Source organism: Virgibacillus oceani (assembly GCF_014638995.1).
Taxonomy (GTDB): domain Bacteria; phylum Bacillota; class Bacilli; order Bacillales; family Amphibacillaceae; genus Virgibacillus_E; species Virgibacillus_E oceani.
The window spans coordinates 543,986-566,973 of sequence record NZ_BMFR01000001.1 but is presented as its reverse complement, the minus strand read 5'-3'; the positions used below and the strand labels follow the sequence as shown (position 1 = coordinate 566,973).

General features: G+C 35.6%; 25 protein-coding genes. 1 reads left to right on the top strand and 24 read right to left on the bottom strand.

The genetic code is table 11. The annotated features are described in order from the left end of the window. Positions 1-105 precede the first annotated feature (105 nt). The 21 genes from IEV74_RS03080 to prsW form a co-directional block, all read right to left on the bottom strand. Positions 106-879, bottom strand: coding sequence for a CheR family methyltransferase (locus IEV74_RS03080; RefSeq protein ID WP_188453861.1), 774 nt, complete (start codon positions 877-879; stop codon positions 106-108). A gap of 57 nt (positions 880-936) precedes the next feature. Beyond that, positions 937-1,383 (bottom strand): nucleoside-diphosphate kinase, encoded by a 447-nt coding sequence (ndk, locus tag IEV74_RS03075; protein WP_188453860.1) that lies wholly within the window; start codon positions 1,381-1,383, stop codon positions 937-939. An 83-nt stretch (positions 1,384-1,466) separates the two neighbouring features. Next, on the bottom strand, positions 1,467-2,438 hold the full coding sequence (hepT, locus tag IEV74_RS03070; protein ID WP_188453859.1) for a heptaprenyl diphosphate synthase component II: 972 nt from the start codon (positions 2,436-2,438) through the stop codon (positions 1,467-1,469). A 40-nt stretch (positions 2,439-2,478) separates the two neighbouring features. Continuing rightward, the gene (locus IEV74_RS03065) at positions 2,479-3,186 is read right to left on the bottom strand and encodes a demethylmenaquinone methyltransferase (protein ID WP_188453858.1); all 708 of its coding nucleotides are present in this window, start codon (positions 3,184-3,186) and stop codon (positions 2,479-2,481) included. Positions 3,187-3,189: 3 nt separating this feature from the next. Beyond that, complete coding sequence (locus tag IEV74_RS03060) at positions 3,190-3,993, bottom strand: heptaprenyl diphosphate synthase component 1 (protein WP_188453857.1); 804 nt, start codon at positions 3,991-3,993, stop codon at positions 3,190-3,192. Positions 3,994-4,092: 99 nt separating this feature from the next. Then, positions 4,093-4,323, bottom strand: coding sequence for a trp RNA-binding attenuation protein MtrB (mtrB, locus tag IEV74_RS03055; RefSeq protein ID WP_188453856.1), 231 nt, complete (start codon positions 4,321-4,323; stop codon positions 4,093-4,095). A 239-nt stretch (positions 4,324-4,562) separates the two neighbouring features. Next, on the bottom strand, positions 4,563-4,835 hold the full coding sequence (gene hbs / locus IEV74_RS03050) for a non-specific DNA-binding protein Hbs (RefSeq protein WP_099158366.1): 273 nt from the start codon (positions 4,833-4,835) through the stop codon (positions 4,563-4,565). A 350-nt stretch (positions 4,836-5,185) separates the two neighbouring features. Then, positions 5,186-6,664, bottom strand: a complete 1,479-nt coding sequence (gene spoIVA, locus IEV74_RS03045) for a stage IV sporulation protein A (RefSeq protein ID WP_188453855.1) — start codon at positions 6,662-6,664, stop codon at positions 5,186-5,188. Positions 6,665-6,967: 303 nt separating this feature from the next. Continuing rightward, on the bottom strand, positions 6,968-7,696 hold the full coding sequence (locus IEV74_RS03040; RefSeq protein WP_188453854.1) for a YphF family lipoprotein: 729 nt from the start codon (positions 7,694-7,696) through the stop codon (positions 6,968-6,970). Between the two features lie 19 nt (positions 7,697-7,715). Further along, complete coding sequence (locus tag IEV74_RS03035; RefSeq protein ID WP_188453853.1) at positions 7,716-7,913, bottom strand: DUF2768 family protein; 198 nt, start codon at positions 7,911-7,913, stop codon at positions 7,716-7,718. A 387-nt stretch (positions 7,914-8,300) separates the two neighbouring features. Continuing rightward, positions 8,301-8,561, bottom strand: coding sequence for a stage VI sporulation protein F (locus IEV74_RS03030; protein ID WP_188453852.1), 261 nt, complete (start codon positions 8,559-8,561; stop codon positions 8,301-8,303). Positions 8,562-8,634: 73 nt separating this feature from the next. After that, positions 8,635-9,672, bottom strand: a complete 1,038-nt coding sequence (locus IEV74_RS03025; protein ID WP_188453851.1) for an NAD(P)H-dependent glycerol-3-phosphate dehydrogenase — start codon at positions 9,670-9,672, stop codon at positions 8,635-8,637. A 13-nt stretch (positions 9,673-9,685) separates the two neighbouring features. Further along, entirely contained in the window at positions 9,686-10,996 is a 1,311-nt protein-coding gene (gene der, locus IEV74_RS03020) for a ribosome biogenesis GTPase Der (protein WP_188453850.1), read from the bottom strand. Positions 10,997-11,093: 97 nt separating this feature from the next. Further along, positions 11,094-11,708: a YphA family membrane protein gene (locus tag IEV74_RS03015; protein WP_444545756.1), complete on the bottom strand. Its 615-nt coding sequence runs from the start codon at positions 11,706-11,708 to the stop codon at positions 11,094-11,096. Between the two features lie 229 nt (positions 11,709-11,937). Next, a complete protein-coding gene (gene rpsA / locus IEV74_RS03010; RefSeq protein ID WP_188453848.1) occupies positions 11,938-13,068 on the bottom strand; it encodes a 30S ribosomal protein S1 in 1,131 nt (376 codons plus the stop codon). Between the two features lie 66 nt (positions 13,069-13,134). Further along, a complete protein-coding gene (locus tag IEV74_RS03005) occupies positions 13,135-13,740 on the bottom strand; it encodes a lysophospholipid acyltransferase family protein (RefSeq protein ID WP_188453847.1) in 606 nt (201 codons plus the stop codon). A gap of 12 nt (positions 13,741-13,752) precedes the next feature. Next, positions 13,753-14,427, bottom strand: coding sequence for a (d)CMP kinase (gene cmk / locus IEV74_RS03000; protein WP_188453846.1), 675 nt, complete (start codon positions 14,425-14,427; stop codon positions 13,753-13,755). 140 nt (positions 14,428-14,567) lie between these two features. After that, a complete protein-coding gene (locus IEV74_RS02995) occupies positions 14,568-15,224 on the bottom strand; it encodes a flagellar brake protein (protein WP_188453845.1) in 657 nt (218 codons plus the stop codon). Between the two features lie 94 nt (positions 15,225-15,318). Continuing rightward, positions 15,319-16,662 carry a germination protein YpeB gene (gene ypeB, locus IEV74_RS02990; protein ID WP_188453844.1) on the bottom strand — a complete coding sequence of 448 codons (1,344 nt, stop codon included), beginning with the start codon at positions 16,660-16,662 and terminating at the stop codon, positions 15,319-15,321. A gap of 15 nt (positions 16,663-16,677) precedes the next feature. Then, positions 16,678-17,517: a spore cortex-lytic enzyme gene (gene sleB / locus IEV74_RS02985; RefSeq protein WP_188453843.1), complete on the bottom strand. Its 840-nt coding sequence runs from the start codon at positions 17,515-17,517 to the stop codon at positions 16,678-16,680. Positions 17,518-17,660: 143 nt separating this feature from the next. Then, positions 17,661-18,338 (bottom strand): glutamic-type intramembrane protease PrsW, encoded by a 678-nt coding sequence (gene prsW / locus IEV74_RS02980; protein ID WP_188453842.1) that lies wholly within the window; start codon positions 18,336-18,338, stop codon positions 17,661-17,663. A gap of 90 nt (positions 18,339-18,428) precedes the next feature. Here prsW and IEV74_RS02975 point away from each other — a divergent pair, with 90 nt between their 5' ends. Then, positions 18,429-19,391, top strand: a complete 963-nt coding sequence (locus IEV74_RS02975) for an asparaginase (RefSeq protein WP_188453841.1) — start codon at positions 18,429-18,431, stop codon at positions 19,389-19,391. A 44-nt stretch (positions 19,392-19,435) separates the two neighbouring features. Here the strand turns inward: IEV74_RS02975 and IEV74_RS02970 are convergent, their stop codons facing one another. The 3 genes from IEV74_RS02970 to IEV74_RS02960 all read right to left on the bottom strand — a co-directional run bounded on the left by IEV74_RS02970 (position 19,436) and on the right by IEV74_RS02960 (position 22,968). After that, the gene (locus IEV74_RS02970) at positions 19,436-20,413 is read right to left on the bottom strand and encodes a YpdA family putative bacillithiol disulfide reductase (RefSeq protein WP_188453840.1); all 978 of its coding nucleotides are present in this window, start codon (positions 20,411-20,413) and stop codon (positions 19,436-19,438) included. Positions 20,414-20,617: 204 nt separating this feature from the next. Next, positions 20,618-21,898, bottom strand: coding sequence for a Glu/Leu/Phe/Val family dehydrogenase (locus IEV74_RS02965; RefSeq protein ID WP_188453839.1), 1,281 nt, complete (start codon positions 21,896-21,898; stop codon positions 20,618-20,620). A gap of 143 nt (positions 21,899-22,041) precedes the next feature. Beyond that, the gene (locus IEV74_RS02960) at positions 22,042-22,968 is read right to left on the bottom strand and encodes a D-alanine--D-alanine ligase (protein WP_188453838.1); all 927 of its coding nucleotides are present in this window, start codon (positions 22,966-22,968) and stop codon (positions 22,042-22,044) included. Between the last annotated feature and the right edge of the window lie 20 nt (positions 22,969-22,988).

The following is a 22,988-nucleotide window of genomic DNA, read 5'->3' as shown; positions in this document are numbered from 1 at the left end:
TTAATGTATAATTTGTAATTATAAATTGATATGATTATGAATGCAATTTTTTTAAACAATAAAAAATACTCTTAACGAATGTTTGCTAAGAGTATATTGAATACTTCATTTTTTAGTATAGAAAAATGTATCCAGTAAGCTTAAATTATATTGATTAGGGCTAAATATTTGTTCCGTACTGCCTACAAATAAAACACCATTTTCTACTAGTGCATTACTAAAATTTTTATAGATAATTTCCTTTGCCTGATCAGTAAAATAAATTAATACATTTCGGCAAACAATTAAATCTACATCTCGCGGATAACGATCAGCCAGCAAATTATGTTTTTTAAATATCACCATATGCTTAATACGTTTATCTATATAATACAATCCATTTTCATATTGAAAGTACTTATCTTTCAATTCATATGGCAATTCTTTTAATGCCTGTTCCTGATAAATTCCTTGTTTCGCCTTTTCTATTACCTTTTCGTCTATATCTGTTGCTACTATGCGGATATCACAGCGGGGAAAATACTCTTTAATCATGATTGCAATACTATACGGTTCTTCCCCCGTTGAACAAGCCGCACTCCAAATGGTTAGTTTGTTTGAACTGTTAAGCAAATCAGGGATAATATTATCTTGTAATTTTGCCCATCTCTTGGGGTTTCGGTAAAACTCAGAAACATTAATTGTGAGTCGATCGACAAATTCTTGTAGTAACACATCATCTTTGTCTAATGCTTTCATATAATCAATAAATGAAGCAAATCCCCGTTTATTTCTTAAAGATGTAAGTCGCCTTTTCATTTGGGCTTCTTTGTACAATGTTAAATCAATACCCAGTTTTCTTTTGATATGTGAAATAAAATCTATGTACTCCACCGACATTTTATTACTCCTCTATTTTTATAAGAAAACCTCCGTTAATAACGGAGGTTCTATTGCTTAGTAAATCCAGCTGCTATCTTGTTTTGAATAAGAAACTAATTCATTTTCGCTGAAGAATAAACCAATTTCTCTCTCAGCACTCTCACTTGAATCTGAACCGTGAATAATATTTTTCCCGACAGTCATGCCATAATCTCCACGAACAGTTCCTGAAGCAGCCTCTTTGGGATTTGTTTTACCCATCATATCTCGTGCAGTTGTGATTACGTTTTCGCCTTCCCAAACCATTGCAAAAACTGGTCCAGATGTAATGAAATCAACTAGTTCGCCGAAAAACGGGCGTTCTTTATGCTCGCCATAATGGTTTTCTGCTAATTCAGTCGGAATATTCATTAATTTAGCTCCGACAAGTTTAAATCCTTTTTTCTCAAAGCGATTAACAATATCGCCTATTAGATTACGCTGAACTCCATCTGGTTTTACCATTAAAAATGTTTTTTCCATTTCTACACCTCTTCTATGTATGTTTGTACTAATATTTCTGCCGATAAAAATTTTATCAGATTTTGAATAAAATAACAATATGCTTAGGATCGTCTTTTGCCTATGTATTTCGCGATGTCCTGTAATGTGTGCCTTGCCTTTATATTCGGAAGCTGTTCTAACATCTTTAATGCCTTTTCTAAATATAAATTACTTATTTTATAAGAGCATTCTATTGCATTTGTTTTATGTAGGGCACGTATAAGCTTGCTCATATCATTTTCTGAAACAACGTCGGGATTTCTGAACGTATCTCTTAGTAACTGATTAAATGCTGAATCCTTCATAGCAAATAACACTGGCAAGGTTACGTTTCCCTGAATCAAATCATTTCCAGCAGGCTTTCCTAATTCACTTGCCGATGATGTAAAATCTAAAATATCATCAATTATTTGATAAGACATGCCAATGAAATATCCATATTTATAAAGTTTATTTGCAAACTCCACTGGAACATCTGCCGCAATCGCACCCAATTTACAGCTTGTTGCAATTAACAATGCTGTTTTCCGCTTAATTCTCCGGAGGTAATCACGGATATGCTGATCCCAAACATACTTGTCCTTTATTTGTTCAAACTCACCAATACAAACTTCTACAATTGTTTTTGATAACACTTTATGAGCATTTGGTTTTTGCAGCTTTGTTATACTTTCCAGGGATCTCGCTAAAATATAATCACCTGTATACATTGCCACACGATTATCATAAAGCTGTTTGATCGTTGGTTTTCCTCTTCGTAATGCTGCATCATCTATAACATCATCATGCACAAGCGATGCCATGTGTATTAATTCAAGTGAAACAGCAACTGTTTTTATACGATCAATGTCAAAATCCCCAAATTGGCCGGATAACAAGACAAAAACAGGTCGAATTCTTTTTCCACCCGCACGCAGCAATTGTGTTGATGCTTCTCGTAAGACAGGATGCTCAGCTTGAATAACTTTCATTAAAGCATCTTCAATTAAATCTAAGTCTTTTTTTAAATATCCATATGTTTTAGCAATTTTCATGCAGGTCACCTTTTAGTTCTCAAACTGTTTTGTATTAATCTTATTGTTTAAAACCCATATGCATAGCAGCAACCCCTCCAGTATAGCTTTTCACTTTTACATGTGAAAAACCAGCATGAAGGAACATTTGCTTAAGCTCTTTCTTGTCAGGAAAGCTTTTCGCTGATTCATGTAACCATGCATATTCTTTATAGCTTTTAGCTAACAATCGTCCGATAAGAGGCATAATAAACCGAAAGTAAAAATAATAGCCCTGCCTAAAGCCAATCATAGTGGGCTGAGATGTTTCTAGACAAACAACTTTTCCATTTGGTTTCGTTACCCTATACATTTCTTTTAATACTGTCATATAATCCGGAACATTGCGTAATCCAAAGCCAATTGTAACATAGTCAAACGAATTGTCTTCAAATGGAAGTTCCATTGCATTTCCATGAATAAAGCTGAGGTATTTCATATTTAGGTGTTTGTTTTTCTCTTTAGCTACCGATAGCATATTTTCACTGAAATCGAGTCCAATCACTTCTCCATCAGTTCCAATAGCGTCTGCCATCGAAATCGACCAGTCGCCAGTTCCACAACAAACATCTAGTGCCTTTTTACCTTTTTCAACGTGCATTTGCTTCATTACATCTTTACGCCAAGCCTTGTGTCTCTGAAAAGATATGACTGAGTTCATGGAATCATAGTTGTTATATATTTTTTCGAAAACATGATGAACACGTTCCTCTTTGGACTCTTCGTGCATCGTTTACCCTTCTTCCGCTTTTAGGTCATTATATAATAAGTATTTTAGCTTATTTGAAACATGTATCTTTAAATCCGATTGACGGGAAGGTAATTTTGAGATTTCCTTTTCCACGGATGATAATTTCTCTTGAAAAATTGCTTCAACTCCGCTAACCAAACTTGAATATGTATGGAATGTAGATTGACCCAGCCATTTATCAAATAATGGAGAGCCCTTCTTATTTAAAAATTGCCTTTTTGCCTGTAATAATTTATTAGTCAACAGCCATTCTTCTGTAACAGATTTTAATGCTGACATTTGAACATGGTCTGCCACGCGTAATATCAACAATGATTCAACCTTTTTAATTAGATCAATATATTCTAAAAAGGTATCTGCTTCCCTGTAGTATATTCGCATTTTATATTCGTTGATTTCCTTGATGGCGGAAGCTAGAACATGAATCATTTTATAGTCTTCAATTTCAGAAAGAAGCAAATAATAAAGGCCGCTATAATAGTCACCAGCTAACACAGTGAGTTGTCTTTTCTTTTTTAGATTTTTGCTTTCGTCAATATCCGTATTTTTCGTAACTAAATCATGTGTATCTAATGCAATTTGAACTAACATAGTTGTTATGATATATTGCTTTTTCTCAGATAACGTTAATGATGCATTTGAAATAGTGGAAGCTAATATAAAAAGCTTTTCGTCGTCTATAACAGGCTTTTGTAAATACTTCTCTAGATATGTATGATGGATTGTTTCCTCAATCGATGCTTTAAGATTTTTAATTTCTAAACTAGGGGTTTGCACAGCAATCACCTAAGCCCTTTCTACCATTCGTAATTCTATTTGACATTATAGCATAAGTTCTGTGCAAATTCATAAACAGAATATAGTTGATTAGAATGTACCCTGATTTTAATTGTTATCTATTTGTCCATGACTGGTTTGAATGATAGCCTTCCCTCTTACCTTTACTGCAGAAGTATGCTCCGTAAACTGTGCAATCATAACCTCATCCTTATCTAATTTTTCAGAGTGGTGAAACCTAGTATCTGAACCTCTTGTTAATCCGATAACATTAACCCCATCTTCCAAAGCTTTTATAACAAAAAAATCGGACTTGAATTGTGAACTTAGTTTTTCCATTTGTATCCTCCTACCATTCCATTATTTCTTTTACTAACTATCGCCTATAACATCTATTGTTGTCAATTAAGATAAATTAAAGACAGCTCTCCCTTTAGTGTTATGCCAAATGCTTTTTCATGAATTTGGTGCAGCATCTGATTCCATAACCCTGACATCCTTTGACTTTTTACATGTTATCATTTCAAAAAGAAAAAGGGCGCGTGAATACGCACCCTTTTTCGCCCTATGTAAAACTATTATTTTACGCTTTCTTTTAGGGCTTTCCCTGGCTTAAACGCAGGAACTTTGCTTGCAGGAATTTCGATCTCTTCTCCAGTTTGAGGATTACGACCTTTACGAGCTGAACGCTCACGTACTTCAAAATTCCCGAATCCAATCAATTGCACTTTTTCACCATTTTTAAGTGAATCCATGACAGATTCAAAAACTGCGTCAACAGCTTTTGTAGCATCCTTCTTAGAAAGTTCGCCTTTTTCAGCAACTGCATTTACTAAGTCTGTTTTATTCATGACATTCACCTCCTCCCAAAAATTATCAATCGACATTGGAACAAATAACTAATTAATTACATTTGTTAACCAATTTGCCATCAATTATACTTATATGCCATCTTTTTCAAGGATGACAAGGCTTATATTAACCGAGATTGCTACAAAATTCAACAATTAGTTCATATTTTTTATTATTTAATTGAATTTTAGCCTTTTTTTACACGGAATTTCCAACTAATGGAAAAGAGGCAGCAACCATGATAGAGCCTTGATTCATTAATATATATACGACAAAAATTTTTGTTTTCCTGCTGTTTATTAAAAAATTATTAAAAAAAGCAAAAAAAAATAGCAGCTCTGGTTGGCTGCTATAATATTATGGCGATAAGACCGCCTGACCCTTCATTTATAATTCGTTCAAGGGTATCCTTTAATTTATATCTTGCGTTTTCTGGCATCAATGCAATTTTTGCTTGAATGCCTTCTCGTACAATGGAACTTAATGATCTGCCGAAAATATCTGATTCCCAAATTGACAACGGATCTTCTTCAAAATCTTGCATGAGGTAGCGAACCAGTTCTTCACTTTGTTTTTCGGTACCAATAATTGGAGCAAATTCTGATTCTACCTCAACTTTTATCATATGAATTGATGGCGCTACAGCCTTGAGCCTGACACCAAATCTTGATCCCTGCCTGATAATTTCTGGTTCATCAAGCACCATGTCTTCTAAAGTAGGTGCTGCAATCCCATATCCGGTTTGTTTTACCATTTGAAGTGCACCTGCAACTTGATCATATTCCCGTTTAGCATGCGCAAAATCCTGCATAAGCTCCAGCAAGTGGTCTTTACCACGGATTTCTTCTCCTACAATTTCTTTTAATATTTGATCATATAAGTTATCAGGTGCATGTAAATCAATCTCGGCAACACCTTCGCCCATTTCCATGCCTGCCAGGTTTGCCCTATCAATATAATCATAGTCTGCGAAGTGTCCTACAATCTGATCTACATCCCTTAGTCGCTTAATATCCTTGACTGTAGTTTGAATAGCTTCTTGATAGTTCTCTCTAAGCCAATGTTCTTCGTTTAGCACCATTACCCAGCTAGGGAGGTTGACATTAACCTCAAGTACCGGAAATTCGTATAAAGCTTCTCGTAAAACATTGTGTACATCATGCTCTGTCATCGATTCTATGCTCATTGCAAGAACCGGTATGTCATATTTCTCGGATAAATCCTGGCGCAATAACTCGGTTTCCTGACTTGTCGGCCGTACCGAGTTAACAACCATGATAAATGGTTTTCCTACCTCTTTAAGTTCTTCTACGACCTTTGATTCAGCATCAACATAATCATTACGCGGAATCTCTCCAATTGTGCCGTCAGTCGTTACCACAACTCCAATTGTTGAATGTTCCTGAATCACTTTACGCGTTCCAATTTCAGCAGCGTCATGAAATGGAATTGGTTCTTCATACCATGGTGTGTGAATCATTCTTGGACCATTTTCATCTTCAAATCCTTTTGCACCATCAACTGCGTAGCCTACACAATCAACTAATCGAACATTCACATCTAAACCATCGTCAACATTAACCTTTACCGCCTGATTAGGGACAAATTTAGGTTCTGTAGTCATAATAGTTTTCCCGGCTGCGCTTTGCGGCAATTCGTCAAGTGCTCTGGACCGATCACTTTCATCTTCAATATCGGGTAAAACAACTAATTCCATAAACTTTTTAATAAAAGTTGATTTACCCGTCCGAACCGCACCAACAATACCTAAATAAATATCTCCATTCGTCCGCTTCGAAATATCTTTAAAAATATCAATTCTCTCCAAACGATCCCCTCCCGATCTCCTTTACCAAATAGTGTTGAACAAACTACGAATAATTGACATTACAAGTCTATGATGTTGTCCTATCAAAATATGACTTAAATGTTTGTAAAGATTAAAAAAAGATGAATATTTTAACCTTACTAGGAATTACTGGTATAATTTTGCTGCGCTGTACATTCAGAAAGGACCGTGAAGCATACTAATTTGTTATCCAGACTGTTTTGTTATGGAATTGGTATGATAAAGATATACAAATAATCCCTTGCAACCAATATATGTTACAAGGGATTTATTATGATATATTTATTTATTCTTATTCAAAAAAACCGGTTCACCATCGCGGATTGTATAGGGTAAGGAGTAGACTGGAACAAACGGTGTATTTTCGGCCAATAAATACCGAATATCATCCCCCTTTTTGTAGTTATGATCATAATCCTTTATTGCATCATAAAGATCATTTCGATAATCAACGTACAGTTCACCATCTGTAGTCATGATGATTGGCAAATTATCACCGGAATATGGGCTGACTACATATGGTTCATGTTCTAAACCTAACTCTTTATAATTTAATTTATAAATACCTTTCACTATTGGATCTCCAAACGGCGGGTACAAATGCTCATTACGGTAAATTTGTAATTTTACACTCACTTCGCGTATTGCTTCGGTTATCCGTAAGTCAATTAATTTCACGCGGGGGTTATCTTCTGGTGTTATTAAAGTATATTGATATACACCGCCATTTTCATATGCATTACCAGGTATTTCTGCTAGCTGATGTTTTTCCTTTAATGCACTAAAGTCGATTAAGTACTTTTGGAAAATAGGCGTATCCATTGGCTTTGTTTTGATCGGAACTAGTCCATTAGTTTCTTCACGGTAATTATCAACAGCTGCTTGTACTAATTCTAGCTGCGCTTCGTTTGGAACCTGATTTTTAGCTAACTCGTTATCTGGATAGAGACAACCACTTAGCAAAATCATAAGTAACAGCACACCGAAGGCACGAGTATATGTACGATTCATAAAAAGCCTCCTAAACTTTTTACATAGTTGGTCCACTAAAGACAATATAAAATATAATAATGCTACCAATAATCAAACAAATATATGCAAGCAGTGTTACTATTCCTGCTAGCCATCCTTTTAATTTATATCTGCTAAGAAGTATTAAACCAATTGCTAATAATAATAGTATTATACCTGCAAAAGAAATCCACATTTTTAGCATTGACTGTGACATTTATCTCACCCCTAAATATTAACCTTATATATGCACACGTATTATATCATATAGAAAAAATTACATCAGAAAAATACATATGCACGTCCTATTTTCTAAAATTAGCAGTATAAACCAGACAAGAAGAAATTGCGGGTTCCCGACAATCCCGTTTTGTAAATTCCATCCGATTATTATACATTTCTACCTTTAAAAAACCTTTAATTAATATTAAAGGTTGGCTGCATTCATTATTGATGCCTGCAAAAAATAAAAACCGAGATGGAGGGGGCCTTCTCCACCTCGATTTGACTAAATAACACCCACTACAACTCTCTCCATGAATGCTTGTGCGATTTATATTATGCGAGCTGATACATTTTTGTATCCTCACTTGCCCAGTTCAGATTACTTTTTAAAAAATTGATTCAACGATTGCATATCCATTGGCATATTGTTCTTCGCAATGGATTGAACAATTTTATCTTCCTTTTCTTTTGAAATCGGTTTATTTGCCATTCTTGCTAACTGCCGCACTAATTTCCTTACTGTTTGCTCATCGGAAAAATCAGCATTTTTAACAGAATCTGCTACTTTATAAATTTCACTGGGATCAATATTCGCTTTTTGTTGAATTTTGTCAAAAGCTTTTTTTTGAAAACCGCTCACAGGCTCGCCTCCTTGCATTGTTAGTTCAACACTAGTATATGCAAAGGGGCGGATTAAGTGTGTTTCAAAAGGGCTATTGCGAATATCTTTCTGTAAGAAGCGTTGCTATATCATCCATTTCTTCGCGTTTCGTTCTATTCATTAATTGGTCAACAACATCTTTTGGTTTTGCCTCATCAAATAATATTTTGTAAATACCATTTGTTATTGGCATTTCAATTTGCTGCTGGGAGGCGAATTGATGTGCTGCTTTGGCCGTTCTTACTCCCTCTACAACCATTCCCATTTGGTCTAAAACCTGGTCCAGCTTCTTTCCTTTACCTAATAGGTTTCCAGCGCGCCAGTTTCTGCTGTGCACACTTGTACATGTTACAATTAGATCCCCAACTCCGGGAAGACCTAAAAATGTAAGTGGATTTGCACCCAATGATGTGCCTAACCTTGCAATTTCTGCTAAACCACGAGTTATGAGAGCTGCTTTAGCATTATCACCATATCCCAAACCATCGGATATTCCTGCACCCAATGCAATGATGTTTTTCAGCGCACCGCCTAGCTCAACGCCTACCACATCCGGGCTAGTATAAACCCTAAATGCTTCATTGATAAACAGATCCTGGGCAATTTCCGCATTAATATCATTTAACGATGAAACAGTAACTGTAGTCGGTTGTCTTTTTCCAACCTCTTCAGCATGACTTGGACCAGATAGAACGACAATATCATCATAATTGTAATGATCCATTTCTTCACTAATCATTTCAGATACTCGTTTTAATGTTTCTGGTTCAATACCCTTTGAAGCATGAATAATTGTTGCATTGTGATGAAGAATTTCGTTCAGCTGCTGGCAAACATCACGAATAGCCTTTGTTGGAACGACTATTACTATTGCGGAAACATCCTGTATTGCCTCTTGAAGATCATAATATGCCCTTATTTTTTCGGGAATCATTATTTCAAGATATTTTTCATTTTTATGTGTTGTGTTTATAATTTCAGCTTGGTCCTGACGGTGGGTCCACAGTCTGACATCATGGTTATTATCAGCTAACACGATGCTTAAGGCTGTCCCCCAGCTCCCAGCTCCTAATACTGCTACTTTAGCCACAGTATGTTCCTCCTTATTGTCTTCTTCGTGCAAATATTTTTATAGGTGTACCAACAAATCCAAATGCATCCCTAATTTTATTTTCCAAAAATCTTTCATATGAAAAATGCATTAGTTCGGGGTCATTAACGAAAACAACAAAGCTAGGTGGTTTGATTGATACCTGTGTTGCATACAAAACTTTCAAACGTTTCCCTTTCATTGTTGGGGTTGGATTCATTGCTAGTGCATCCATAATCACATCGTTTAACACGTTTGTTGGTATACGTTTTTCATGATTTTCACTAGCCATTTTGATCATTGGCATTAACGTATGCAATCGTTTCTTTGTCTTAGCAGATAAGAATACAATCGGTGCATAATCCAAAAATTGAAAATGGGATCTTACTTTGGTTTCAAATTCTTTCATAGCTTTCTCATCCGATTGTATTGTATCCCATTTGTTCACGACTATTACAATCGCCCGTCCTGCATCATGTGCATAACCTGCAATTTTTTTGTCCTGTTCCCTTATACCCGTTTCAGCATCGATTAACACTAAAACGACATCGGAACGTTCAATTGCCTTTAACGCGCGCAATACACTGTATTTCTCGGTTGTTTCATAAACCTTTCCTCGTTTGCGCATCCCAGCTGTATCAATGATTACGAAATCTTGATCATCCTTGTGTAAATGCGTATCAATGGCGTCTCTTGTAGTGCCCTCAATCTCACTTACGATTACGCGTTCTTCATTTAATAATGCATTAACCAATGATGATTTACCCACATTTGGCCTGCCAATTAAACTAAAATAAATCGTATCATCGTCTTTGTCTTCTGCATCATTTTCAGGGAAATGCTTTACCACTTCATCAAGAAGATCTCCTAATCCAAGACCGTGTGATCCCGAGATTGGGTATGGTTCACCAAAACCTAACGAATAAAACTCATAGATTTTATCTTGCATTTCCGGATTATCAATTTTATTAACACCAAGTACAACAGGTTTGTTCGATTTAAACAAAATCTTTGCAACCTCTTCATCAGCCGCTGTAATCCCTTCTCTGCCATTTACCATAAAAATGATTACATCAGCTTCATCAATTGCTAGTTCAGCCTGCTGGCGCATTAACATTAATAATGGCTCGTCGCCAATCTCAATTCCTCCAGTATCTATTATGTTAAAAGTAGATGTCAGCCATTCACCTTGTGCATAGATACGATCCCTAGTTACACCAGGTATATCCTCTACAATTGATATCCTCTCTCCAACCAGTCTATTAAAAATTGTTGACTTTCCTACGTTCGGTCTCCCGACAATTGCTACAACAGATTTCCTCATGAAAGGAACATCCTTTCTATTCTTTCTAACAACTTATTTAACACAAGTCGATTCAAGTTTTAATTCTAGCAAAAGAAACTGATATTAACAATCGTTTTTAGTGCTGATTCGTTTTCCATCGCAGCAATTGTTTGTATTCACGTACGGCTGCGTATAATTTAGCTTTCACTTTAAGTAGTGAATCGATAAAAACGACAAACATTGCCATCATAAAAAAACTATCCAAAAATGCTAGTCCGCCAATTGTTTCATAAAGTCTATAGCTAGATAAAATAATACTATGGAAGATCTCACCACTCGTTAATCCTAATAACCCTACAGCAAGTTTATCATGTAACGAATCTGTCAATAGCACGATTAAGAATGTCATAATAAGTGGAATTAAAACCGTACGCGGTAAAAATATCCATACAGGGGTAATTCTTTCCCAAAACAGAATCGCTATATATCCTAGAGAAATGGTAAAGGCGGAAAATAAAAGATAGAGTGACTTTGCAATAGAATGAAAATATATGGAACCAATTAATAAAATTATAAATGACAAACCGATTTGATACTTACTAACTTGAATAGATACAGAGGAACTTAATATGATGAATAAAATCCAACACGCATAAAATGTTCTTTGTCGACCCTTTTTCATAAAAAATGTAACGATAACCCAGAAAATCCATCCAATCCAATAAAAAATAATGCCGCTTGTCACATTCATCACCTGCCATTAGCATTATAACTACTAATAGTATGTTTTAAACGAGACATCTGTGAATTGAAAAATGATTGTTATATTGTATTTACGCAAAATCAGTAAAATTTTGACACAAATTATTTATAATTCAATTCTGCCGTCTAACTATATGAGGTGAATTAGCGGCGAAAATGCTTTTATGAAAAAAAGGTTCCTCTTTGTGAAGAAAGAGGAACCAAATTTGAATGATCTCCTATTTATATTTGTTTAGCTTATCACCAATAAAGTCACCCAGTTGAAATCCTGTCTGATCTTCGTCTTTTTCATATTGTTTAAATTCTGCAGCTTCTTGTTCCTGCTCAATTTCTTTGATGCTTAATGACATACGTTCTTCAGCTTCATTTACATCTAATACCTTAACCTTTATTGATTGTCCCGCTTCTAAAACTTCATTTGGTGTACCAACATGGCGGTTAGCTATTTGTGAAATGTGAACTAACCCTTCTACACCGGGGGCGACTTCAACAAACGCTCCAAAATTAACGAGACGCTTCACAGTTCCTTCTACAATATCACCTCTGGAAAACTGTTCCCGAACATTTTCCCACGGACCGGGAATTGTTTTCTTATGTGAGAGGGAAATACGCTCATTGTCACGGTCAACAGATAATACTTCCACTTTTATTGTTTGACCAACTGATACAACATCTGATGCTTTTTCCACATGCTTGTGTGCAAGCTGCGAAATATGAACAAGACCATCAATTCCTCCAATATCAACGAATACACCAAAACTCGTAATCCGCTGTACAACACCATCTACTATTTGACCCTGTTCCAGAGATTGAATTACCTGTTGTTTTTGTTTAGCAGCCTGTTCTTCAACGACTGCCCGATGTGATAATATCACGCGGTTATGCTCTTTATTTAAATCAACTATTTTTACGCTTAATGTTCTTCCTTTATAATCAGTAAAATCTTCCACAAAAAATGTTTCAACTAGCGAAGCAGGAATAAAACCACGTAAACCAACGTCGGCAACTAATCCGCCCTTAACAATTTCTTTTACCTCTGTATTAAAAACTTCATTATTTTCATAAGCTTTCTCCAAATCATCCCACGCTTTATCTGAATCAATTGCTTTTTTGGAAAGTACTACCTCATCATCATCAATTTTTGTAACCTTTAGGGATAGTTCGTCACCCTCTTTAACCATATCGCCAGGTGATTCTATGTGAAGATTTGATAGTTCACTTATCGGAACAATTCCTTCCGTTTTATATCCAATGTCGACAAGAACCTGCTTATCTTCTATTTTAACAACATTCCCTGTCACTGTAGCTCCTGCTTTTAACTCTGATATTTCATTACTATTTTCACCCATGAGCAAAACCCTCCTTAAAATACAAACAACAAAAATACTCTTTTTTATAACTTCTAATAATTACAATTATTTGTCAAGTGAAGAATATTCAGATTGATAGTTTTTCTTCAATTTTTCAATTTCTGACATAATGGCATCTGCTGCATCTTGTGCAGAAGATCTGGTTGTCCGATAATAATCCATATCCATTGGTTCGCCATATATCACGGTAAGCTTTTTAAATGGTTTATACGATCCTATAATCGCACAAGGAACAATTGTTGCACTCGAGCGCAAAGCGAAAAATCCTGCACCTGCTAGAGCTTTACCTAATTTGCCTGTTTTGCTTCGGGTACCTTCAGGAAACAATCCCAAAGTCTTGCCTTCATCAAGAATTGCTAAACCCTTACGTAGTGCGTTACGGTCCCGCATTCCTCTTTTTACTGGAAAGGCATGGATTCCCAGCAATAATTTACCTAATAAAGGTTTTTCAAATAATTCTCCTTTTGCCATAAAATAAATATCCCGGGGAGATGTTATCCCAACTACTGGCGGGTCCAGATTTGAAATATGATTAGAACAAATAATTACCGGACCTTCATTTGGCACATTTTCTTTTCCTTTTACTTCAATTCGATAAAGAGGAAAGAAGATTATGGCAACAACTGTTCTTGCAATTTTATAAAGACTCATAAAAATCTCCCTTTAATCCATTAATTTATTGACCTCTTGTAAAATACGATTTGCTACATCATCGATAGATAGTGATGTCGTGTCAATTTCAATTGCATCATCCGCTTTCATTAATGGTGCAGCTTCACGTTTTGAATCAATTTGATCCCGTTGTTTTATCTCTTCTTTTAATTCCTCTAAATTAGATGCAAAGCCCTTTTTCAGATTTTCTTCATATCTGCGCTTTGCCCGTTCTTCTACCGTTGCTATTAAAAATATTTTCACTTCTGCATCAGGTAATACGTGAGTTCCGATATCCCTGCCGTCCATTACTACACTTTTTTCCTCAGCTAATAATTGCTGCCGTTTCACCATATCTCTTCTGACACTTGAATGTTTAGCAACGTGGGAAACGTTATTTGTAACTATGTTAGAACGTATTTCTAGCGATACATCTTTACCATCTACTAATACATTCTGGCCTCTTTCACCTTGTTTAAGTTCAATGTCTGTGTGTACTAATAAATCAGTTAGTTTTTCATCATCTTCCAAATCTATATTTTTGTTTAGTGCTTTTAATGTAAGGGATCGATACATTGCGCCAGTATCTATATAAATATAAGATAGTTTCTTTGCCACAATCTTTGCAACCGTACTTTTCCCTGCCGCAGCAGGTCCATCAATTGCTATTCTAATTGTTTCATTCATCATTGGTGCTTGTCATTCCTCTCATTTTCCTGAAGTAGTAGTTTAAAAAACTTGGCAAAATGCCAAGTTTAGTTAAATTAATCCTATTAAAATAATAACACACCAGCAAAAATTTGGTCCATTCGTTTTCACATGTATGTTCATGACATTTCCTTTTTCCGTGCTTCCCTTTGTTTTTCGAAACAATATTGAATAATATGCTGTCGTGCTTGTCTAGTGATTGAAACAAACTTTAATGAAGCTGTACTCACCGATGTTTCCGAAACATTTATTCTAATTATTTCAGTTTGTGCAAATACATATTGATAATCCTTTAATTGCATAGGCAGTACTAACCATAAATCCAATATACTACCCACAGATAGCTTTGCAGTATTAGGTAAAATCACAGATAAACCACCACCGCTAATATCCGCTGTGACAGTTGCAAATGGAGTAAATAATTTTTCCGTACTATGTATAGATACGTCTACAGCTGTATCTACCCTTACAAATTGTCTTCGTTGAATTCGTGTTATTTTATTTTTCTCTGGTAGACTAATCGCTAAAGCAGGGATATTTAAATTTATTTTTGTAACTATATGAGAGCGGAACGAATATACCGATTGATCATTTCCTATATAGGTGGCAAGGAAATAGGTTTCTTTAGGTAAAATGGCTGATTTTTTAGTCTGTTCATTTACGGGATAATCAATAAATAAATAGTTTTCATTCTTTTCTATAACTTTACAGCGGTATTTTTGTATATTATTACCGAGTTGTCTAACCTCTAGCGTGAGAATAGTCCCAATCTTCATATTCACAGCCCCCAGCGTTTACATTTTATTACTTTATACCTATTATTACAGAAAAGTAAAAAAAGGGAAAGGCTTTTGCCAATCCCTTTAAAACTTAAAAATTTGCTGCAAAATTAATTTCAGTGCCTCCTAATTTTTCAACTTTCTCTTCTGTACCATCCATTGCATTAATAAAAATTCGATACGTTTCATTTCCTAATACACCTAAAAATTCATAAGTTAGAACTTCATCCCCAATATCATTATCTATCACTGATAAAAATTGTTCATTAATTTTAACATCCGGATTTACCTTGTCCTTAGCTTCTTTTACAGAAAGCTTTGGTTCAGGGATATCCCTTTTAGAATGATTCATATAGTAATTTCTAGCTGTGAAACCTAATATGTCACCATTATCTAATGCAACCTTCACTTCAACAGCATCAGAATAAACCCTTACACCATCTTCGTTATATAAAAATGAGTAGACACCAACATTATTGAATTCATTACTTTGGAAAATTGCCATGTTATCCAATTGATGTTTCTTCAAGAAAGCCTCCGCTTTTTTCTGGCCTTCATTTAAACTGATCTTTTCTTTGCCAATAGGTCTATTCACCAAAAGCGAAATTGGTTTACCGCCTTGTTTTGACATATCTAAATAAGCATTTTTTTCACCATTACGGTAGGAAACACTATACAGTGGGATGTCTGCTCCTTTGCCACTTTCAGTAATAGTTACATCTGCATTATTTTTAATTTCAAACAGTTTTTTACTTTTTTCCAATGCCTCATCTTTGCTAATCATATCTCCATCTAAAAATTGATAGGAATGTTCTTCAGAAGAGGTCCCGATTAATCCAGAATTCACATTACTCTCTGTATACCCTTCTACTTTTTTCTCAACAGTTTTCAACCCGTCAATAATGGTATTGTCCGATTGTTTATCTGTACTTGCAATTGCAAGCTGAACATCCATCCATCGTAAATTATTATCTAAAACAACATGTTGTACTTGTCTGAGTTCTTTTTTGATGTCACCGGATTGTTCATATAGATTTTCCAGGGTTTTTGTTTCCTCATTCGTAAGCGGTTCCTTTTCCAAATCCCTTACAGCAGTTCGATACGTAAAATCTCCAATATTCGAAAGAAATTCCTCGGTTTTGTTAAAAGGCAATAATGATAATGGCAGCTGCCCAACATCTGACAGTGCCTCCGATGTTAGTCGCCATATCTCTACAAGTTGTGGTGACAGGCTTTGTTTAGAATTCATTGCAAGAGATGTACCGATTTTGTCATTCAGCATATCCATTCGATAAGAAAGCTCATGAAACGAACGTTGATATGTGTTCTCTGCTTGAATTAAAATTGCGTTTTTTTCCTGATGCTCCTGGTATCCCCAAAAGGCGACTCCGGCAAGCCCAATTGCAAGTATTGTAATTAATATCCAGCGTATCATTCTTATCACACCTTTCTATTTACAGAATATATGTTTTCCAATTTGTTTAATTTGCGGCCTCGACCAGATCCAGTCAGATGTCGCGGTTTTTGGATTAAAGTAATAGATTGCATTACCTGTCGGATCCCATCCATTAATTGCGTCTAATACTGCTTGTTTGGATGTTTCATTGGGTTCTAGCCATATTTGTCCATCAGCAACCGCTGTAAATGCTCTAGGTTCAAAAATGACACCAGCAACTGTGTTTGGAAACGTAGGACTTTCAACCCTATTTAATATTACTGCCGCTACTGCAACTTGACCAACATATGGTTCCCCGCGAGACTCACCATGAACAGCATTTGCCATTAATTGAATATCATTTTGGGAAAACCCTTGTGGTACATTTACAGCCGTTGGAGTAGGTTCGGCATTTGTGTTATTTGTTTTATTTGTATTATTACCTTGGGTTTTACTTGGTGCAGTTTGTTTTTCTTTATCAATACCCCCGTAATAGGTAAAATCCCTGCCCTTTCTAATCTGTTCTTTTACAAATTGTTTATCGTATTTACTTGCATCTACTAGCTTTTGTTTTGTTGTTTCACCAGCAAGACCATCTACTTTCATCCCAAATTCATACTGAAAGTTACGTAATGCCCAATATGTTCCCCAACCAAATACACCATCAATATTTCCGTTATAAAAACCCAAGTATTGTAATCTTGCTTGTAATTCAATTACATCATCCCCTTCAGCACCATGTTGAATGACTTGAGGACTAAAAGCATATACGGTTCCAGGTGTTTTGGAAGCTTGTAGCCCTATCGTTGTAAAACATATAATGATAAAGAAAAGGAACATCTTTTTATAGTTCATACTTTTTCCTCCTACTTTTCCAATCTCTTATTGATGTCTATTTTTTGATTAAATCTCCTTTTTATTCATTAATCTTGGAAGAGTATTAGCAACAGCTTTACAGCATAAAAAAATTCCTCCTCAGTTTCTGACTGAAGAGGAACTTATGCACGTTGTTTTTCATTATGGATAACTACCTTTGCTTTTGATTGATTAGCTAGTTTGACTTTACGCAGACCATACATCCATAACAGGATCATAAATGGAATTAATAAAAATAACCATTCGCTTGTTACGGTTTTTAAAATATAATTATACAATCCATGCAGCAGAAAAGGAATACACAGGGCAAGAATTATATTTTTTCTATTATTGGCTTGATTCATTTTTGACTTGCCAAAATAATACCCCATGATTACCCCGAATATGGCGTGAGAGGATACTGGAAATAATGCCCTGGTAAATGCGTATTCAATTCCATTTGTTATTAAATACAATATATTTTCAACCGTTGCAAATCCCAAACTGATTGCCACTGCGTAAACAATGCCATCATAATGTGCATCGAATTCAGTATGATGATAGATAATGTATATAAAGATAAACCATTTAAAAAATTCCTCGATCAGTGCAATCAGAAAAAAAGACTGAATAAAATTATTTTGAGCAATCTCCTCAGCATTAAAGGCATACTGAATAAACATTATAGGGAATACAAGCAACCCGCCAAATATAAACATTTTTATGATTAAGGGTAATGGTTCAGCAATACGGTCCTTTAAATAAAAGAACGCCATCAAAGCAAGTGTAGGAGCTATACCCGCGGATAAAATAGCAAACATAGCCATAGACCTCTTTCCAAATTGGTTAGTTTTATCGTATCATTAAGTAGCAAGATTGGAAATAGCAATTAATAATGGCAGGTGAGACATTTGAAAAATATACTACTTATTCATACTGGCGGGACTATATCCATGTTGGAAAACAAGCAAACTGGAGAGGTTACGACTACAAATAAACATCCGTTGACAGAGTTATCCTATTTATATAATACGTATGCAAATGTAGATGAAATTATCGCATTCAGTCTTCCATCACCTCAAATAACACCAATAGAGATGCTGAATTTAGCTGAAATAATTGAGGAGAAATATAATTCTTATGATGGGATCGTAATTACACATGGAACAGACACATTAGAGGAAACTGCATATTTTCTTGATTTAGTCATCAACACGGATAAGCCAGTTATCCTAACAGGAGCGATGCGTTCAAGTAATGAAATTGGCTCTGATGCCCTTTACAACTTAATAAGCTCATTACGTGTTGCAGTAAACGATGATGCCAAGAATAAAGGTGTACTCGTTGTAATGAATGATGAAATACATACCGCCAATAATGTAACGAAAACATCAACTAGTAACGTTGCTACATTTCAAAGCCCGCAATACGGACCAATTGGCATAATTACGAAGGATTCTATAATATTTCATCATACGATAGTAGCAAGATCAAATTTTTCGGTCAATAAAATTACAAAGAATGTATTTTTGTTAAAAGCGTTTGCCGGTATGGATGATCATATAATTAACGCCATTTACCAAGCAAAGCCTGATGGTCTGGTTATAGAGGGGCTTGGTCAAGGTAATTTGCCGAAAACCACGGTAAAACCTATCCAAAAAATGATTAAGACTGACATTCCAGTCGTTCTTGTTTCTAGATGTTACCAGGGAATTGTACAGCCCACTTATGGATACGATGGTGGTGGAAAACAGTTAAAAGATATCGGAGTTATTTTTGCTAATGGTCTGACAGGGCAAAAAGCAAGATTGAAATTACTCATTGCCCTGGAACAGACTGAGGACTTTAATTCACTAACAAAAATCTTTGAATAAGTGAGATAAAAGAGGCAGTCTTCATATAAGAAGACTGCCCAGCATTAATTATCTTTTGTTATTGATTTAGCAATAAATTCTCCGTGATGCCTTCCATTTTCAATAAAAATTTCATTGTTATTATATCCCGCAGCTACTACACCTGCCACGTATATCCCAGGGACGTTTGTTTCAAATGTAGCATCATCAAATTGGGGACGGCCAGTCTCCTTATCGATCTTTATACCAATTTGCTGCAGAAATTGCTGATCTGGTCTATACCCAGTCATAGCGAATACAAAGTCGTTACGTATTGTCTTTGACAAACCATTTTTCGTATAAGATATATGATCATTTGCAATTTCCGTAACATGTGCATTAAATTCCATTTTGACTATATCTTTTCTGACCAAGGCATCAAATTCTGGCAAAATCCAAGGTTTAATACTTTTGGAATAGGTGTCACCACGATATAATACAGTTATGGAAGCACCGGCTTTATGGAGTTCCATCGTTGCATCAACAGCAGAGTTTTTACCACCAATCACGACTACATTTTTATTAAAAAATGGGTGTGCTTCTTTAAAATAATGCATAACTTTGCTGAGATTTTCGCCAGGTACATTCATTTTATTCGGCTGGTCATAATAACCAGTCGCAATGATTACATGGTTTGCTTGATATTGAAATGTTTCACCAGAGGGTTTTTCCGTCTTTACCAAAAATTTATCATCTGCCTTTTTAATGGCTGCTGCTTTTTCAAATGAATGAATACGCAAGTCCTTCCGTTTTGCAACAGTGCGATAATAGGCTAATGCTTGATTACGAACCGGCTTTTGTTTCTCAGTAATAAAAGGCATTTGACCAATTTCCAATTTCTCACTAGAGCTAAAAAACATCTGGTGTGTTGGGAAATTGTAAATGGTGTTCACTACATTTCCTTTTTCAATAATTAGAGGGTTATGACCTAGCTTTTGTAATTCGATGGCACATGACATACCACACGGTCCACCACCCACAATGATCGTTTGTTCCACTTGCATGACCCGCACTTTCCTTTCTTACAAAAAACTTTAACTAGTTTAACCAAAAAGAAAAACTCCTATCTAACTATACATGATAAGAGTTTTTTCGTCATTTAATTAAGTTCGGCAAAGAGGTATTCATCTGAAACACTGCGTTCAGACGGATTGCCGCCCGTTACACTAAGCAGCAATCATTGAACAAGTCCTCACCGCATCCAATTATTACACCCAACCGCGGAACCTTGCCGCTTCAGCCATCTTTCTAACGCCGACCATATATGCGGCAAGACGCATATCCACACGCCTTGTTTGTGCCGTGTTGTAAATTGCATTGAATGATTTAACCATAATCGTTTCCAATTTTTCTGCGATTTCCTCTTCAGGCCAATAATAACCTTGATTATTTTGTACCCATTCAAAATAAGAAACAGTTACACCCCCGGCAGATGATAAAACATCTGGAACAAGTAAAATACCGCGTTCGGTTAGTATTTTTGTCGCCTCCAATGTCGTAGGGCCATTTGCCGCTTCCACTACAATGCTTGCTTTAATGTTATGAGCATTATCCTCTGTAATTTGATTTTCCACTGCAGCAGGTACTAGGATATCACAATCTAATTCAAGTAACTCTTTATTGGAAATAGTGTTATTAAATAGTTTAGTAACTGTACCGAAACTATCCCTTCTATCCAGCAAATAATCAATATCAAGTCCGTCCGGATCATGAAGTGCCCCGTATGCATCAGAAATTCCAACTACTTTTGCTCCGGCATCATGTAAGAATTTAGATAAAAAGCTTCCTGCATTACCAAAGCCTTGTACTACCACCCTTGCACCTTTCACATCAATTCCTTTTTTCTTTGCAGCCTCATTAATTACGATTGTAACACCTTTTGCAGTTGCAGATTCTCTTCCATGTGAACCACCAAGTACGATTGGTTTCCCTGTAATAAAACCAGGACTATTAAATTCATCAATGCGGCTATATTCATCCATCATCCAAGCCATAATTTGCGAATTTGTAAATACATCTGGAGCAGGAATGTCTTTATTAGGTCCAACGATTTGACTTATAGCGCGGACATAACCACGGCTTAAACCTTCCAATTCACGAAACGACATTTCCCGTGGGTCACATATAATTCCACCCTTACCTCCACCGTAAGGCAAGTCAACAATACCTGCTTTCAAACTCATCCAGATCGATAATGCTTTTACTTCTTTTTCTGTAACATCCGGATGAAATCTAACCCCACCCTTTGTAGGGCCGACTGCATCATTATGCTGTGCGCGATAACCAGTGAAGATTTTTATTGAACCATCATCCATTCTAACTGGAATTCTAACCGTCATCATACGGATAGGTTCTTTTAATAATTCAAATACTTCATCAGGGTAACCCAACCTCTCTAACGCATTTTTGACAACAGTTCGTGTTGAACTTAAAACATCCAATTTATTGCTTTCATCTTTGGTAGAATCTGCTGCTTTATCGGCTACCATGAATTTACCTCCTAGAATATCCATAAATATTTTGTATAATAGCTTTACTCAGAGATTAGTATACACCTTCATCATAAATATGCAATAAAATATACCTATTTTATTAATTAATTTTATAAGAAATTGAAAACGTTTACGCTTATTTACTTTGTTGTAAGATTTACAAACATTTCGATCATCTCTTCATATGTCCACCCCTGTGCTTTAGCAGCATCTGGAAATAGACTTGTTGGTGTCATTCCAGGCAGCGTATTCACTTCCAGAATTACCGGAATATTTTCAGGTGTTACGATAAAATCAACTCGTGAGTATATCTTGCATCCTAGTAATTGATGTGCAAGCACTGCATATGTTTGAAGCTGTTCTGTAACCTCCATTGATACAGTGGCTGGAATAATGTGTTCACTCCCGCCGGGTGCATATTTTGATTCATAATCATAAAAACCATTCTTAGGAATAATTTCGATTACAGGAAGCGCCTTTTCTTTTCCATAAGAACCTAATACAGGAACAGTCACTTCTTTCCCTTTGATAAAATCTTCCACTAGAACGGTATCATCGCTTGTCAATGCGTTTTTTAATGCGGGTTCAATATCCTGAATATCATTCACTATTGTGAGTCCCAATGTGGAACCTTCTCTATTTGGTTTAATGACAAATGGAGTGTTGTATAATGATTCAATTGATTTAATTATTTCATTTAAATTTGTTTGCTGCGTTATCTTGTAGGCATTGCTTTTAGCTACCGGAATATTATTTGTTTGAAAAATTTGTTTTGCCTTTGCTTTATCCATTGCTAATGCCGACGCTAAAACTCCAGATCCAACATAGGGAATTTCAAGCATATCCAATAATCCTTGAATTCTTCCATCTTCCCCAAACTTACCGTGTAATCCTATAAAAACCAAGTCAACATCTAAATTAAGGATTTCCTCCATTTTGTCTGGATTAAAATCAATACCAATGACATTATGACCATTATGTTTTAACGCATTTATTATTCCCTTCCCCGATGATAATGAAACTTCCCGCTCGCCGGAAATGCCCCCATATAGTACTGCTATTTTCAATTGTGTACACTCCCCATTAA

Excerpts from the sequence above, each read along its gene's own strand:
- IEV74_RS03080 (WP_188453861.1), bottom strand. The coding sequence starts at position 879 with ATGTCGGTGGAGTACATAGATTTTATTTCACATATCAAAAGAAAACTG.
- ndk (WP_188453860.1), bottom strand. The coding sequence starts at position 1,383 with ATGGAAAAAACATTTTTAATGGTAAAACCAGATGGAGTTCAGCGTAAT.
- hepT (WP_188453859.1), bottom strand. The coding sequence starts at position 2,438 with ATGAAAATTGCTAAAACATATGGATATTTAAAAAAAGACTTAGATTTA.
- IEV74_RS03065 (WP_188453858.1), bottom strand. The coding sequence starts at position 3,186 with ATGCACGAAGAGTCCAAAGAGGAACGTGTTCATCATGTTTTCGAAAAA.
- mtrB (WP_188453856.1), bottom strand. The coding sequence starts at position 4,323 with ATGGAAAAACTAAGTTCACAATTCAAGTCCGATTTTTTTGTTATAAAA.
- hbs (WP_099158366.1), bottom strand. The coding sequence starts at position 4,835 with ATGAATAAAACAGACTTAGTAAATGCAGTTGCTGAAAAAGGCGAACTT.
- IEV74_RS03040 (WP_188453854.1), bottom strand. The coding sequence starts at position 7,696 with ATGAATCGTACATATACTCGTGCCTTCGGTGTGCTGTTACTTATGATT.
- IEV74_RS03035 (WP_188453853.1), bottom strand. The coding sequence starts at position 7,913 with ATGTCACAGTCAATGCTAAAAATGTGGATTTCTTTTGCAGGTATAATA.
- der (WP_188453850.1), bottom strand. The coding sequence starts at position 10,996 with ATGAGGAAATCTGTTGTAGCAATTGTCGGGAGACCGAACGTAGGAAAG.
- IEV74_RS03015 (WP_444545756.1), bottom strand. The coding sequence starts at position 11,708 with ATGAATGTGACAAGCGGCATTATTTTTTATTGGATTGGATGGATTTTC.
- rpsA (WP_188453848.1), bottom strand. The coding sequence starts at position 13,068 with ATGGGTGAAAATAGTAATGAAATATCAGAGTTAAAAGCAGGAGCTACA.
- IEV74_RS03005 (WP_188453847.1), bottom strand. The coding sequence starts at position 13,740 with ATGAGTCTTTATAAAATTGCAAGAACAGTTGTTGCCATAATCTTCTTT.
- cmk (WP_188453846.1), bottom strand. The coding sequence starts at position 14,427 with ATGAATGAAACAATTAGAATAGCAATTGATGGACCTGCTGCGGCAGGG.
- IEV74_RS02995 (WP_188453845.1), bottom strand. The coding sequence starts at position 15,224 with ATGAAGATTGGGACTATTCTCACGCTAGAGGTTAGACAACTCGGTAAT.
- ypeB (WP_188453844.1), bottom strand. The coding sequence starts at position 16,662 with ATGATACGCTGGATATTAATTACAATACTTGCAATTGGGCTTGCCGGA.
- sleB (WP_188453843.1), bottom strand. The coding sequence starts at position 17,517 with ATGAACTATAAAAAGATGTTCCTTTTCTTTATCATTATATGTTTTACA.
- prsW (WP_188453842.1), bottom strand. The coding sequence starts at position 18,338 with ATGTTTGCTATTTTATCCGCGGGTATAGCTCCTACACTTGCTTTGATG.
- IEV74_RS02970 (WP_188453840.1), bottom strand. The coding sequence starts at position 20,413 with ATGCAAGTGGAACAAACGATCATTGTGGGTGGTGGACCGTGTGGTATG.
- IEV74_RS02965 (WP_188453839.1), bottom strand. The coding sequence starts at position 21,898 with ATGGTAGCCGATAAAGCAGCAGATTCTACCAAAGATGAAAGCAATAAA.